12 protein-coding genes are annotated in these 14,616 nt (G+C 62.5%); 7 read left to right on the plus strand and 5 right to left on the minus strand.

Annotated features, from left to right (window positions below; all coding sequences use genetic code 11):
- The first annotated feature begins 24 nt into the window (after positions 1-24).
- From ASD02_RS10415 to ASD02_RS10435, 5 genes are read left to right on the plus strand one after another with little or no spacing between them, the layout of a single operon-like run.
- The gene (locus tag ASD02_RS10415; protein WP_113567421.1) at positions 25-726 is read left to right on the plus strand and encodes a CerR family C-terminal domain-containing protein; all 702 of its coding nucleotides are present in this window, start codon (positions 25-27) and stop codon (positions 724-726) included.
- Positions 723-1,733: a secretion protein HlyD gene (gene hlyD, locus ASD02_RS10420; protein WP_057218033.1), complete on the plus strand. Its 1,011-nt coding sequence runs from the start codon at positions 723-725 to the stop codon at positions 1,731-1,733. Before ASD02_RS10415 ends, hlyD begins: the two co-directional genes overlap by 4 nt.
- The gene (locus ASD02_RS10425; protein WP_057220664.1) at positions 1,730-3,466 is read left to right on the plus strand and encodes an ATP-binding cassette domain-containing protein; all 1,737 of its coding nucleotides are present in this window, start codon (positions 1,730-1,732) and stop codon (positions 3,464-3,466) included. The genes hlyD and ASD02_RS10425 overlap by 4 nt, the downstream gene beginning before the upstream one ends.
- Positions 3,463-4,611 (plus strand): ABC transporter permease, encoded by a 1,149-nt coding sequence (locus ASD02_RS10430; protein ID WP_025428698.1) that lies wholly within the window; start codon positions 3,463-3,465, stop codon positions 4,609-4,611. The genes ASD02_RS10425 and ASD02_RS10430 overlap by 4 nt, the downstream gene beginning before the upstream one ends.
- A gap of 1 nt (position 4,612) precedes the next feature.
- Positions 4,613-5,725, plus strand: coding sequence for an ABC transporter permease (locus tag ASD02_RS10435; protein ID WP_057220665.1), 1,113 nt, complete (start codon positions 4,613-4,615; stop codon positions 5,723-5,725).
- Positions 5,726-5,728: 3 nt separating this feature from the next.
- On the opposite strand, the gene ASD02_RS10440 is transcribed toward ASD02_RS10435, so the two are convergent.
- Both ASD02_RS10440 and ASD02_RS10445 read right to left on the minus strand, forming a co-directional pair.
- Positions 5,729-6,331 (minus strand): alpha/beta hydrolase, encoded by a 603-nt coding sequence (locus tag ASD02_RS10440; protein ID WP_025428696.1) that lies wholly within the window; start codon positions 6,329-6,331, stop codon positions 5,729-5,731.
- A gap of 74 nt (positions 6,332-6,405) precedes the next feature.
- A complete protein-coding gene (locus ASD02_RS10445) occupies positions 6,406-7,338 on the minus strand; it encodes a VOC family protein (RefSeq protein ID WP_025428695.1) in 933 nt (310 codons plus the stop codon).
- Positions 7,339-7,588: 250 nt separating this feature from the next.
- Here ASD02_RS10445 and ASD02_RS10450 point away from each other — a divergent pair, with 250 nt between their 5' ends.
- Positions 7,589-9,415: a sensor histidine kinase gene (locus ASD02_RS10450; RefSeq protein WP_057220687.1), complete on the plus strand. Its 1,827-nt coding sequence runs from the start codon at positions 7,589-7,591 to the stop codon at positions 9,413-9,415.
- Positions 9,412-10,779 carry a sigma-54 dependent transcriptional regulator gene (locus ASD02_RS10455; RefSeq protein WP_025428693.1) on the plus strand — a complete coding sequence of 456 codons (1,368 nt, stop codon included), beginning with the start codon at positions 9,412-9,414 and terminating at the stop codon, positions 10,777-10,779. The genes ASD02_RS10450 and ASD02_RS10455 overlap by 4 nt, the downstream gene beginning before the upstream one ends.
- Positions 10,780-10,924: 145 nt before the next feature.
- Here ASD02_RS10455 and ASD02_RS10460 read toward each other — a convergent pair whose 3' ends face one another.
- The 3 genes from ASD02_RS10460 to oppB are packed head-to-tail and all read right to left on the minus strand — an operon-like array spanning position 10,925 to position 14,574.
- Positions 10,925-12,526: an ABC transporter ATP-binding protein gene (locus tag ASD02_RS10460; RefSeq protein ID WP_025428692.1), complete on the minus strand. Its 1,602-nt coding sequence runs from the start codon at positions 12,524-12,526 to the stop codon at positions 10,925-10,927.
- Position 12,527: 1 nt separating this feature from the next.
- Positions 12,528-13,658, minus strand: a complete 1,131-nt coding sequence (locus ASD02_RS10465) for an ABC transporter permease subunit (protein ID WP_057220666.1) — start codon at positions 13,656-13,658, stop codon at positions 12,528-12,530.
- The gene (oppB, locus tag ASD02_RS10470; RefSeq protein ID WP_025428690.1) at positions 13,651-14,574 is read right to left on the minus strand and encodes an oligopeptide ABC transporter permease OppB; all 924 of its coding nucleotides are present in this window, start codon (positions 14,572-14,574) and stop codon (positions 13,651-13,653) included. Before oppB ends, ASD02_RS10465 begins: the two co-directional genes overlap by 8 nt.
- Positions 14,575-14,616 lie beyond the last annotated feature (42 nt).

The following is a 14,616-nucleotide window of genomic DNA, read 5'->3' on the forward strand; positions in this document are numbered from 1 at the left end:
CGAATGCCGCAGTATGCGCAGGTGATGAAAAACAAAAACTCCCAGCCCACACCAAAACCCGATCGCGGCGACCTCACCAAAGAGAAGCTGCTTTCGACCTCGATCGACGTCTTTGGACGCTATGGCTTTGACGGGGCAAGTACTCGAAAACTCGCAGATGCGGCCGGCGTCAACCTGCAGGCGATCCCCTACTACTTCGGCGGCAAGGAAGGCCTCTACATCGCCGCAGCCGAGCATCTGGCTGCGATCATCGGCGGACATGTCGCCGATCTGCGAACCGTGATCCTGGAACGCCTGGCACGGCTTGATGCGGAAGGTGGCGCCATGAGCCCAACGGAGGCACGCGCCTTGTTGACGCAGATGGCCCAGCGCATGGTCGGCCTCTTCGTCAGCCAGCAGTCCGAGAGTTGGGCCCGATTCATCATCCGCGAGCAGATGGAGCCGACGGAAGCCTTCGCACGGGTTTACGAAAACATCATGGGGCCGATGATCGGCATGGCCGGCCGGCTGGTCGGCGCGATCCTTGGTGAGGACCCGGCATCGGAGCAGGTCCGGCTGAAGACGCTGTCTTTCGTCGGCAGCATCCTCGTCTTCCGCATGGCGCATGCCGCACTGCTACGGCAGATGCGGTGGGAGGCCGTCGGCCCCGCCGAACTGGAGATGCTGCAGCGCCATGCCGCCGGCCTCGTCGAAGCGCTCGGAGAGAATGGGGAGCGCCGACCATGAACCGGAAAGTACTCATCCCGGTCGTCCTCCTCGCCGGAGCAGTCGCTGCCGGCTGGTGGTTCGAGCTACCCTCGCGGCTTGGATGGACCGAACAGCGCTCGGCCTCAGTGCTTTACGGCAATGTCGATATCAGGCAGGTGTCTCTCGGCTTTCGCGTGAGCGGCCGCATCGACAAGCTTGCTGTCGACGAAGGAGATCCAGTCAAGACGGGCGATATCCTCGGCAACCTCGACGCCACACCTTTTCAACAGGCGGTCGATGCGGCCGAGGCGGACCTCGGTGCGCTGCGCGCCAATCTTGAAAAGCTGAAAGCCGGTGCACGCAAGACCGAGATCGCTCAGGCGCGCGCCGCCCATGAGGAGCGTCTCGCCGATCTCCAGAATGCCGAGCTCGCCTATAAGCGCGCCCGACAATTGCGGCCGAATGGCACGATTTCGCAGGCGAACCTTGACGAAGCAAGCGCCGTTCGCGCCGCGGCGGCCGCTCGCGCCACCTCCGCCCGCGAGGCACTTGCACTGCTTGAGGAAGGAAGTCGGGTCGAAGACATCGCGGCTGCCACCGCACAGGTGCAGGCTGCCGAAGCCAAGCTTGCCAGCGCGCGCACCTCGCTTTCCGATACGCAGTTACTGGCGCCGAGCGACGGCATCGTGCTTTCCCGTGTACGCGAGCCCGGCGCGATGATTGCGCCAGCGGATACCGCCTATGTGCTTTCGCTGAATGAGCCCGTCTGGGTTCGCGCCTACGTCGCCGAACCCGACCTCGGCCGCGTGCATCCCGGCATGAAAGTCGAGATCGTCTCGGATACGGCCCCGGACCGGCCCTATGAGGCAACGGTAGGCTTTATTTCTCCCGTTGCCGAATTCACGCCGAAGTCGGTCGAAACGCCGGAACTGCGCACCGATCTCGTCTACCGCCTGCGTATCGTGGTAACCAAGCCGGGAGAGGATTTGCGCCAGGGCATGCCCGTCACCGTACGTCTGCCAACGGCTGAAGGGCACGTGCCATGACCGACGAACCCTTCGTTCGGATCTCCGGCGTGGTAAAGCGCTTTGGCGAGCGCGCGCCCGCGCTCGATCAGATCGACGGGGAAATTCTCGGCGGTCGCATCACCGGTCTGGTCGGCCCCGACGGTGCGGGAAAAACCACCCTGATCCGGCTGATGACTGGCTTGATGCTGCCCGACGAAGGAAAGGTAGACGTCCTGGGTTTCGACACCGCGAAGGACCCCGCCAGCATTCAGGCGTCCATTGGCTATATGCCGCAGCGCTTCGGCCTTTATGAAGACCTGAGCGTCCAGGAAAACCTCGATCTCTATGCGGACCTGCGCGGCCTTCCGCTCGCCGAACGCACTGCGACATACGACGAGTTGCTCGAATTCACCGACCTCAAGCGCTTTACGTCGCGCTTGGCGGGCAAGCTTTCCGGTGGCATGAAGCAGAAGCTCGGGCTTGCCTGCGCGTTGCTCCGCAAACCACGCCTGCTGCTGCTCGATGAGCCGGGCGTCGGCGTTGACCCGATTTCCCGACGTGACCTCTGGAAGATGGTCGAAAACCTGACGGCCTCCGGCATCGGCGTCGTCTGGTCGACAGCCTATCTCGACGAGGCGGAGGCCTGCGACGGGGTGTTGCTGCTGAACGAGGGCAAGCTGCTTTTTGCCGGCGCGCCCGCCGAGTTGACGGGGCGCGTCGCCGATCGTGTCTTCAAGATTTCCGGCATCACGGGACGCCGCCGCGAGGCGCTTGCGCGATATCTCGATGAAGACGGCGTCGTCGACGGTGTCATCCAGGGAGAAGCCATCCGCCTTGTCATGGCATCAGGGGTAGCCCCGCCATCAGCATCGCCAGAGAAGAATGACGCCGCGCCGCAAGCGACGGTGACGCCGCCGCGTTTTGAAGATGCATTCATCGACATGCTCGGCGGTGGTCCGGGCGGCCGCTCGAAACTGGCCGAGGCGCAGACGCCGTTTACGAACGAGAACGGCAGGCCAGTGATCGAGGCCCATGGCCTGACGAAGCGCTTTGGCGATTTCACCGCTGCCGACGACATCACCTTCGAGATTCCACGTGGCCAGATTTTTGGACTTCTCGGGCCCAACGGCGCCGGAAAATCGACGACGTTCAAGATGCTCTGTGGACTGTTGAAGCCGAGCGCCGGCGAAGGACGCGTCGCCGGCTTCGACCTGCGCCGCGACGCCGCCGAAGCGCGCAACCGCCTTGGCTACATGGCTCAAAAATTCTCGCTCTACGGCGATCTCAGCGTCGCGCAGAACCTCAATTTCTTTGCCGGTGTCTATGGCCTGTCCGGCGAGCGCAAGCGGGAGCGGACGCGATTGATGGTCGAGATTTTCGGTTTCGGCCGTCTGCTCGACATGTCCGCCAAGGACCTGCCGCTCGGCCTCAAGCAACGCCTTGCCCTTGCCTGCGCCGTTTTGCACGAACCGGAAGCGCTGTTCCTTGACGAGCCTACCTCGGGCGTCGATCCAATCACCCGTCGCGAGTTCTGGACCCACATCAATGGCCTCGTCGAAAAGGGCGTGACGGTGCTGGTCACCACCCACTTCATGGACGAGGCAGAGTATTGTGATCGGATCTCGCTCATCTATCGCGGGCGCTCGATCGCGCTCGGCTCGCCGGATGACCTGAAGAAGCAGGTGGCCGATGCGGCCAACCCCGACCCGACGATGGAAGACGCCTTTATCGCCCTGGTGCAGGGGTCTGACGAAAAACAGGCCGCGGCATGAATACCTCGGCACAAATCGAAACGCCGACGACCGGACGCGGACGCCGCTTTGCAGCACTTGTGCGCAAGGAGAGCTACCAGATCGTCCGCGATCCGAGCAGCATCCTCATCGCCTTCGTCCTGCCGCTGATCCTCCTGTTCCTGTTCGGCTACGGCGTATCGCTCGATACCACGCAAACGCGCATCGGCCTGGTGGTGGAGCAGGAGATGCCCCTGACGCGCGATCTCGCCGCAGGCTTTCAGGCATCGCGCTACTTCTCTGTCAGTCTCGGCCGTGACCGTCGCGATTTCGAAGACGATCTCGTGCTCGGGCGTATCCGTGGGATCGTCATCATCCCTGCCCGCTTTGCTGCCGATCATGCCGCCGGACGACACCCGGCATTACAGGTTCTCGTCGATGGCTCGGATCCGAACACCGCCAACTTCGTGCAGAACTATGCCCAGGCTACAGTCGCCAACTGGGAGCGCCAACGGCTCGAGGAGGATGCCGGCCGGCCGCCGGCAATCTCCGCGGAGCAACGGTTCTGGTTCAACCCGGAGCTGACGAGCCGGAACTTCCTCGTGCCCGGCTCGATCGCCATCGTTATGACCCTCGTCGGCACGCTTTTGACCTCACTGGTCGTCGCGCGCGAGTGGGAGCGCGGCACGATGGAGGCGATGATGGCAACACCCGTATCGGCAGCGGAGCTGCTCGCCGGCAAGCTGTTGCCCTATTTTCTGCTCGGGCTGGCGTCGATGACGCTCTGTGTACTTCTCGCGGTCTTCCTTTTCGGCGTCCCGTTCCGCGGCTCCGTTGCAGCCCTGTACGCGCTTTCGGCAACGTTCCTGATGCCGGCGCTCGGCCAGGGTCTTCTGATTTCCGCGGCCACCAAGAACCAGTTCCTGGCCTCGCAGCTTGCGCTGATCTCGGCCTTCCTGCCGGCCTTTCTGCTGTCCGGATTCCTGTTCGAGATCAACTCGATGCCGACTGTCATCCAATGGATCACCTTCATCGTGCCAGCCCGTTATCTCATTCCGAGCCTGCAGACGGTGTTTCTGGCTGGCGACATCTGGCCGATGTTCCTGCAGGCGATCGCCGTCATGCTGCTGATCGGCTGCGTGTTTTTCGCGCTCGCGGCCCGAAGCACCCGCAAGAGGATTGGTTGACATGTGGTGGACCCGGCTCAAGGCGTTGATCGTCAAGGAACTGCTGACGGTGCTGCGCGACCCCAAGGGCCGCGCAATCCTGATCGGACCGCCGATCGTGCAGCTTCTGGTGTTTTCCTATGCGGCCACGCTCGAGGTGACCAATGTCGACGTCATGGTTCTCAATCGCGACAACGGCCATTGGGGACAAGAACTGGTCGAACGGATCGACGGCTCTCCGACGTTTCGAAGCATTGCGTTTACCGACGATCAGAACGAGGTTCGCGATGCCATCGACATGCAACGCACTATTGCCGCCCTGGAGATCGGCCCAACCTTCTCGCGCGACATTGAGGCGGGCCGGCCCGCCGAGGTCCAGATCATTCTCGACGGGCGTCGGTCGAATGCGTCGCAGATCGTCTCGGGCTACCTCGGACGCATCGTCGGCATGCTCGCCGCCGATACGCCGGCCGGCAAGCGCGTGTCGTCCGAGGCGATCGCGGTCGTGGCCCGGAACTGGTTCAACCCAAACCTCACCTATCAATGGTTCATGGTGCCCAATCTCGTTGCCAGCATCGCATTGTTGATCGGGCTGATCGTCACGGCGCTCTCGATCGCGCGCGAACGGGAGCTTGGCACCTTCGACCAGTTGATGGTGTCGCCGTTGCGCACCCACGAGATCCTGATCGGCAAGCTGATCCCGCCGATGATGATCGGGTTGTTCCACATCACCGTCTATATTCTCGCCGCCGTCTTCATCTTCGGCGTGCCGCTGCGTGGCTCGCTGTTCCTGCTCTACGGCAGCGCAGTGTTCTATCTCGCCGCCGTTGTCGGGCTCGGCCTGTTCATTTCCGCATTGTCGATGACACAGCAGCAGGCAATCCTCGGCGCCTTCCTGTTCATGGTGCCGGCAATGCTGCTCTCCGGCTTCGCCACGCCGATCGAGAACATGCCCGCCTGGCTGCAGCCGGTCACGCTCGTCAATCCGCTGCGTTATTTCCTGGTGATCGTGAAGGGCGTATTCCTCAAGGACATCCCGCTGGCCGAGGTCGTGCGCCAGACGATTCCGCTCTGCGTCATCGCCCTTGTCACGCTCTCGGCCGCTTCATGGCTGTTCCGCCGCCGGCTGGAATGAATATCAACCCTTGATGAAACGCTCGATCGCAGAGATTTCATTCTGGCGGATGTCGTGCCCACCGGCATGCCATTCGATCTCGGTGGCGGTGCCCTGCGCCTTGAAATAGTCCGCCAACGCCTGCGTCTGAGGCGCCGGGCAAATCGGATCGCGCTCCCCGGCGGTGATCAGAACTTGACGCCCCGCGAGCGCTGCATTGTCTCTGGGGCGGAACGGGATTAGCGGATGCATCAGGATAGCCTTGTCGAATAGGCCGTTCTCGATCAGCACGTTGGCAAGAATGTTCGCGCCGTTCGAATAGCCGAGCCCAATGACCTCGGATGCCTGGTGTTCGCCTGCGACGGCCCTGACGAATTCGGCCATCTTTTTGGTTGCACGGGATAGGTCCGCCATGTCGTAGACGCCCTCGCCTGTCCGCTTGAAGAAGCGGGCAGCGCCATGCTCCGACACGTCGCCACGCGGCGAAATGATCGTCGCTTCCGGCATCAGCTGGGTTCCGAAGGTGAAGAACTGGTTTTCGTCGCCGCCCGTGCCGTGGAAGACGAAGAAGATCGGATTGCCGGGCTCGCCGGCCTTCAGTTTATGGACGTAGCCGTGATCTGCCATGGAAAGTCTCCTTATTGCTTGCCGGATGTGGCATCGGCGGCGTCGCCCGCCGCCGTGCGCTTCAGCCAATAGATTTAGGCTTCCAGCTTCTGCAGATGGTTTTCGAGAACCGGGCGCAGGTGCTTGTGCTGTTGCGGCAGCTTCAGCGCCTCGCCGAGATGGGCCAGATCCTCATCACGGTTGAAGCCCGGCTCGTTGGTGGCGATCTCGAACAAGACCCCGCCCGGCGTGCGGAAGTAGATGGCCCAGAAGTAATCGCGGTCGATCACCGGGGTGACCTGGTAGCCGGTGTCCATCAGCGCCTTGCGGACTTCGAGCTGCTTTTCGCGATTGTCGACGGCAAAGGCGATGTGATGAACGGAACCCGCCCCCTGAGCGGCACGGTTGAGGTTCGGCATGGTCTCAAGGTCGATCAGGCCCGCGCCGTTGCCATCAGGCATAATCAGGCGGGTGACGCCGTCCTTACGGTCCAGCTCCTCGTAGCCCATGAACTTCAGAAGTTCCGCTGTCGCCCCTTCGTCGCGCAGCCGCATTGCGGCCGAATGGAAGCCGTGGATTGCATGGTCTTGCGAAACGCCGCCATCCGTCCAAGGCGACCGCGGATCGTCGCGCACTTCGACCAGCGCAAAGCCGTCACCATCAGGGCCTGCAAAGTTCAAACGCTTTTCACCGAAGGTCTCTTCATCCTTGAGCCCGCTGACGCCGAGGCTTGACAGCCGCTCGCGCCAGAAGCCGAGTGCGCCCTCGGGAACGGAAAAGACGGTGGTCCCGACTTCGCCCGTGCCGGCACGTCCGCGCGGCATCTGCGGGAAAGGAAAATAGGTCATCACCGTGCCGGGCGTGCCGGCTTCATCACCATAGTAGAGATGATAGACGTCGGGGGAATCGAAGTTCACCGTCTTCTTGACGCGACGCATGCCCAGTGTCTTCGTGAAGAACTGATTGTTGGTGAACGCGTCGTCCGCCATCGATGTAACGTGGTGCAGGCCCTTGATCTGATTGAGCATTGCCGTGATCCTTTCTCTGCCCGCCAAGACCGGGCTTTGTCATGACGCATAGATGCGCCCATCCGGATCGTTGCGAAAGACGGCCGCGACCAAACGCATTGTCAACATACCGTTGACGACTGGAGAAAATCGTTGAACGAATGACGAGCAGACGTTCCCTGCCTTGTGGGTGGATCGGCTGCTGCTTAAGATCGCCATCGGTCACATTGTGGCTGTCGGGAACGTGCGGGAGGAGGAGCCCAGACATTCCGTGAAATACCGCCTGGTTGTTGCTGTCATCCTTTTGCCGCTGGCGGTTGCCGCTCTTGCCTGGCAGGGCAATGCCGTGGCCACGCGCAGCTATCTCGATGAAGCATCGGCGCAGGCAAATACGGCGCTCAGGCTCGCGGTGGCGGCCCTCGATGGTCACCTCAATCGCTACCAGGCCCTGCCCGCTTTGATCGCCGACCACGACGACATCCGCGAACTGGCCACACGACCGCGCGACCGTCGGCTGAGAGAGGCTGTGAACGCCTATCTCAAAGATATCAATGCACTTCTCAACTCATCCGATATCTATGTGATCACACCCGACGGCGACACGATTGCTGCCAGCAACTATGACGGTCCGACGAGCTTCGTCGGGCAGAATTTCAGCTATCGCCCCTATTTTCAGGAAGCCCTGCGCGGGCAGCAATCCCGCTTCTACGCACTCGGCACGACATCGTTGAAACGCGGCTACTATTTCGGCTCGCCAATCCGCGTGGGTGACGACATTCGCGGCGTCATCGTCTTCAAGGTGGATATCGAGAGCATCGAGGCATCCTGGCAGGGAGGCGAATACAAGATCTTCGTTTCCGACCCGGAGGGCATCATTTTCATGTCCGGCACGCCGGAATGGCTCTATGCGTCAGTCCTGCCGCTGACCCCGGAGCGGCTTGCACGCACGGAGACATCAAGGCGCTATGCCAATGCCACCTTGCGCGCGCTGCCTATCTCGCGCACCAGCCTCACTGATCACGACCTGATGACGATCGCGTCCAGCGACACGAGCCGGGAATACCTGCTGCTGTCGCAATACATGGCCGATGCCGACTGGACTGTGAATGTGCTGACCGACACGGCATCCGTCCGCACCCAGGCGCTGACCACCGTCATCGCTGCCCTTCTACTTCTATGCCTCACCGGCCTTGCCGCCGCAATTCTCTGGCAGCGACGCTCCCGCCTTAACGAGCGCATCTCGATGCAGGCGGAAGCCCAGGCCGAACTCGAGCGACGCGTCGACGAACGCACCGCGGACCTTGCGCGCGTCAACGTGCAGATCGAGGAAGAAGTCGCCGAACGGCGCCAGACCGAGCAACAATTGCGTCGGACCCAGGCGGACCTCATCCAGGCGGGTAAACTCGCGGGCCTCGGCCAGATGTCAGCGGCGCTTTCGCACGAATTCAACCAGCCACTGGCGGCGGCAAAAACCTATGCCGACAGCGCAGCCTTGCTGATCGAGCGTGGGCGGGCCGAAGAGGCAAGTGACAACATCCGGCGCATCTCCGGCCTGGTCGACCGCATGGCGGCAATCAGCCGGCATCTGCGCAATTTTGCGCGTAAGCCCAATGAAAAGCTCGGGCCGGTGTTGATCGAGGATGTCGTGCGCGACACGATGGAGATCGTCGCCGTCAGGCTGAAGGCGGCCGCGGCCGACGTCGACATCGATCTTGGTCCAGCGCCGCTGGTGGTGCGCGCCGGTTCTGTCCGCCTGCAACAGGTGCTGGTCAATGTCATCTCCAACGCAGCCGACGCGGTCGAGGGGCTGGACGATCGCCACATCCGGCTTCGCGCCTGGAGCGACGGCGACAAGGTCGTGCTCGCGGTCAGCGACCGCGGTCCCGGCGTACCTGCGGCGATCGCCGAGCGCATCTACGACCCATTCTTTTCGACCAAAGGCGTCGGCAAGGGACTAGGCCTTGGCCTGTCCATTTCCTACAACATCGTCAAGGACTTCGGCGGCAGCCTGACTGCCACGAACCTCGCCGAAGGCGGTGCGGAATTCCGCATCGAACTTCCCGTCGCCGATGAGCAGGGCCAGGAGGCCGCCGAATGATCGAGAGCCGCGTCCTACTTGTCGATGACGAAGAGGAGTTGCGCCATTCGAGTGCGCAGGCGCTGGAACTCGCCGGCTTCCGCGTCGATACCTTCGCGAGCGCAGAACACGCCCTGGAGTTCATCGGCTTCAGCTTTCCCGGTGTCGTCATCAGCGACATCCGGATGCCGGGCATGGACGGGATGACCTTCCTGCAGCGCATCCGCGAGATCGACGTCGAGGTGCCGGTGATCCTTGTCACCGGCCATGGCGACGTTCAACTGGCCGTGCGCGCCATGCGCGAAGGCGCCTATGATTTCGTCGAAAAGCCCTTCACCGCACAGATGCTTGCCGGCACCATTCGCCGCGCGCTCGACTGGCGCGCACTGGTACTCGAAAACCGGCGGCTCAAGGCGGTGGCCGGCAAGCGCGACGACATTGAACAACGCCTGCCCGGCCGCAGTCAGGTCATGGTCGATCTGCGCTATCGGGTCCGCGCAATCGGCGCCTCTGATGCCGACACCTTGATCATCGGCGACACCGGCGTCGGCAAGGAGGTCGTGGCCCGCACCCTGCACGATCTGAGCGGCCGGGCAAACAATCCCTTCATCGCCATCAACTGTGCAGCCCTGCCCGAAAACCTGATCGAGAGCGAGCTTTTCGGACATGAGCCAGGCGCGTTTCCCGGCGCGATCCGTCCACGCTACGGCAAGTTCGAACATGGGCGCGGCGGCACCATCCTGCTCGACGAGATCGGCTCGATGCCGATCGATCTGCAGGCCAAGTTTCTGCGCGTCCTGCAGGAGCGCGTGATCACGCGGCTCGGCTCCAACGAGGTGGTGCCGCTGGATGTACGCTTCATCGCTACCAACAAGGTCGATCTCGAGCAGGAGGTGGCCGCCGGCCGCTTCCGGCCCGACCTTCTCTATCGCCTCAATGTCGCGACGCTGCGCGTGCCGCCGCTGACGCAGCGTCGTGCCGACATTCCGCTCTTGTTCCTGCAGCTCGTACGGGAATCTGCGGCTCGTTACGGCCGCGATGAAGTCGAGGTATCGCAGAACCTGCTGGCCGAGATGGCGGAACGCAACTGGCCGGGCAACGTGCGCGAATTGCGTAACGCCGCCGAAAGGCTGGTTCTTGGGCTCGATACGGCCTCGAACGAAATCAACTCGTCCGAGCCGAACAGCGGCCGTTTGGCCGACAAGGTCGCAGCGTTTGAGAAGGGGCTGATTGCCAATGCCATAGCCACCTACGGCGGCGCCCTGAAGCCCGTATACGAGTCGCTCGGCATCTCACGGAAAACGCTCTACGAGAAGATGCAGAAATTTGGCCTCGACAAGAAGCTCGTTGCGACGGACATGTCTGGCGAAAGCGACGGGCGGTAACGTCGGCGACCACGCGGCGACGCCGGACGTCATGCGCATGGTGTCCCCGCAATACCGCGTACCCGCGACACTGCTGCGCCCAACCCAAAACGAGAACAGGGGCGCGGATGCCGCGCCCCTGCAAAGCCCTGGTAAGGGTTCCGCCTTAAACGTTGAAGGCCGCACCGATGAGCGTCTTGGTGTAAGGCTCCTTCGGTGCAGTGAAGATCCCGTCGGTATCGGCTTCCTCGACGATCTTGCCGTTCTTCATCACGATCACGTAGTCCGACATTGCCTTCACCACCGACAGATCGTGGCTGATGAAGATGTAGGACAGGCCGTGCGAGCGCTGCAGATCGCGCAGCAGCTCGATAACCTGGCCCTGGACGGAGCGGTCGAGCGCCGATGTCGGCTCGTCGAGAATAACCACCTTCGGCTTCAGGATCATGGCACGCGCGATCGCGATGCGCTGCCGCTGACCACCCGAAAACTCGTGCGGATAGCGGTTGCGCGAGGCCGGATCGAGCCCGACCTCCTTCAACGCTTCGATGGCACGACGGTCGCGATCGGCACGGCTAAGCGAGGGCTCGTGCACGTGCAGGCCTTCCGTGATGATTTCACCGACGGTCCTGCGCGGAGACAGCGAGCCATAGGGATCCTGGAACACCAATTGCAGCGCGCGCCGTAGCGGGCGCATCTGGCCGCGGTCGAAGCCGGAGATGTCGGTCGTGCCGAAGCGGTAATAGCCGCTGCTCGGCAAAAGCCGCAGCAAAGCACGCCCAAGCGTCGACTTGCCGGAGCCGGATTCACCGACAACGCCGATCGTCTGGCCCTCGCGAAGCCGCAGGTTGACCTTGTCGACCGCGCGGAAGACGGCATTGCCGCGGGTGAAAAACCCACCGCCGATCGCGTAGTCGACACAGACGTCCCGGCCTTCAAGGATGATCGGTGCGCTGTCTGCCGGAGGTGCCTTGCGGCCGCTCGGCTCTGCTGCGAGCAGCATCTTCGTATAGTCGGCCTGCGGCCGCTCGAAGATGTCTGCGGTCGTTCCCTGCTCCACCACTTCGCCGCGGCGCATTACCGCGACGCGTTCGGCAAAGTGCTTGACGATGCCGAGATCGTGCGTGATCAGCACGATCGCCATGCCGAAGCGCTTCTGCAACGACTTCAGGAGATCGAGGATCTGAGCCTGGATCGTCACGTCAAGCGCTGTCGTCGGCTCGTCGGCGATCAAAAGGTCAGGCTCGTTGGCGAGCGCCATCGCAATCATCACGCGTTGACGCTGGCCGCCCGAAAGCTCGTGCGGATAGCTGTCGATGCGTCGACCCGGCTCGGGGATGCCGACCAGTTCGAGCAGTTCCAGCACGCGCTTGCGCGCCTGCTTGAACGTGCCGCCGCGGTGGTGCACGATCGGTTCGGCGATCTGCCGGCCGATCGTGTAGAGCGGGTCGAGCGAGGTCATCGGCTCCTGGAAGATCATCGTGATCTTGGAACCGCGCACGCCGTTGAGCGCCTTGGGCGAAAGACCCACCAGCTCCTGACCGCGATAGCGGGCAGAACCGGTAACGGTGCCGTTCTTGGCGAGCAGTCCCATGATGCCCATCATGGTCTGGCTTTTGCCCGAGCCGGACTCGCCGACAACAGCAAGAGTCTCGCCCGTACGCACGTCGAGATCGATACCCTTGACCGCTTCGACCGTCCCGTCAGGCGTCGAGAAGTTCACCTTGAGGCCGCGAACGGCCAGGATGGTTTCGTTTGTGTCAGCCATGTCAGCGGTCCTTCGGGTCGAGCGCATCGCGCAGGCCGTCGCCGACGAAGTTCAACGAGAACAGCGTCAGAACAAAGAAGATGGCCGGGAAGATCAGCAGCCAGGGCGCCGACTGGATGTTGTTGGCACCTTCCGAAATCAACGCTCCCCAGCTCGTCAGCGGCGCCTGAACGCCAAGGCCGAGGAACGAGAGGAAGCTCTCGAGCAGGATCACCTTCGGCACGACGACGGTGACGAAAACGATGACAGGACCGATGGTGTTCGGAATGATGTGCCGGCGGATGATCTGCCAGTCCGTCAGGCCGAGCGCCTGGGCTGCACCGACAAACTCCCGCCGTTTCAGCGCCAGCGTCTGGCCGCGCACGATACGGGCCATATCCAGCCATTCGACCGCGCCGATCACCAGGAAGATCAGGATGAACGAGCGTCCGAAGAAGACCACGAGCACGACAACGAGGAAGACGAAGGGCAGAGAATACATGATCTCCACCAGTCGCATCATGACGTTGTCGACGCGGCCGCCGATGTAACCCGACGTCGCGCCGTAGACGACGCCGATGCCGAGCGACACGAGACTTGCCAAGAGACCGACGGCAATCGAGATCTGGCCGCCGAGCATGACGCGCACCAGCAGATCGCGGCCGTTCGAATCGGTGCCGAACGGGAAATACTCGCGACTGACCTGACCGGTCACCTTGAGAGTACGACCCTCGTCCTCCGTTGCCACGACCTGAGTGTCACGGAACTCGTTGGCACGATCGAAGTAGCGCGTCGCGCGGGCATCGATCGGCTGCTCCGAGGTGATCGTCGCGGTGAAGGTCTCACCGTCGATGTTGAACTCCTTGAGCGTGACGCGGGCGCGTGTTGCGATCCCTTCCATCACCCCTTGCAGGGTGGACGTGTCAGGGCGCGGCTCGAGGCTTGGTCCGATATTCACGTAGGACGGGAACACCTGGTCGTAGGTATGCGGCGAAAACAGTGGCCCGAGGAACGAGAATACCGCGATGAGGGCCAGCATGACGCAGCCGGCCATGGCAGCTCGGTTGCGCTTGAAGCGCATGGCCGCCAGCTGGAAGAGGCTGCGCCCCTTGGTTTCCGGCGTTACCGCCGGCGTCTGGACGACATCAGTCATGGCGAACCCTCGGATCGAGCAGGCCGTAGAGAATGTCGACCAATAGATTGAAAACGATAACGAAGATGGCGACGAGAATGACCGTGCCCATCACCAGCGTATAGTCGCGGTTGATCGCCCCGAGGACGAAGTAGCGGCCGACGCCCGGAATGGTAAAGATCGTCTCGACCACAGCCGAACCGGTGAGCAATGCCGCCGCGCAAGGTGCGAGGTAGGAGACAACCGGCAGCATCGCGCCGCGCATGGCGTGGGTGATGACGACTGTCCTTGCCGGAAGGCCGTAGGCCTTGGCCGTTCGGATATGGTCGGTGTGCAGCGCCTCGATCATCGAACCGCGGGTAAGCCGCGCGAAGACCGCGAGCTGCGGCAGTGCGAGCGCGATCATCGGCAGGATCAGGAAGCGCAACGAACCGTCACCCCAACCGCCGGCCGGCAGCCAGGCCAGGACGATGGCGAAGACCAGCGTCAAGACAGGACCAACGACGAAATTCGGTACGGTGACGCCGAGCGTCGAGACCGACATGATCGTGAAGTCGAGGATGCTGTTTTGCCGGAGTGCAGCGATCGTACCGGCGGTAACGCCGCCGATCACGGCAAACAGCAGTGCGTACAGGCCGAGCTCCATCGAATAGGGCAAGCCCTTGCCGATCAACTGCGCGACGTTGTTATCCTTGTAGATATAGCTCGGGCCAAAGTCGCCGGTCACCGCATTGCTGAGATAGTGAACGTATTGGCGCCACAGGGGCTGATCGAGCTGATAGGTCGCCATCAGGTTCGCCATTGTTTGTGGCGGAAGAGGACGCTCGAGGTTGAAGGGGCCGCCAGGGGCAAACCGCATCAGGAAAAAGGAAATGGTGACGACAATAAACAAGGTCGGCACCGCACTCGCCAATCGGCGAAGGATGAAGGAAATCATTGACGTGCTCCGGAGGCGACGCGCGGCATTTTCACCGCGCGT

This window comes from Ensifer sp. Root1252, from assembly GCF_001425885.1.
In the GTDB taxonomy this organism is placed as follows: Bacteria; Pseudomonadota; Alphaproteobacteria; order Rhizobiales; family Rhizobiaceae; genus Ensifer; species Ensifer canadensis.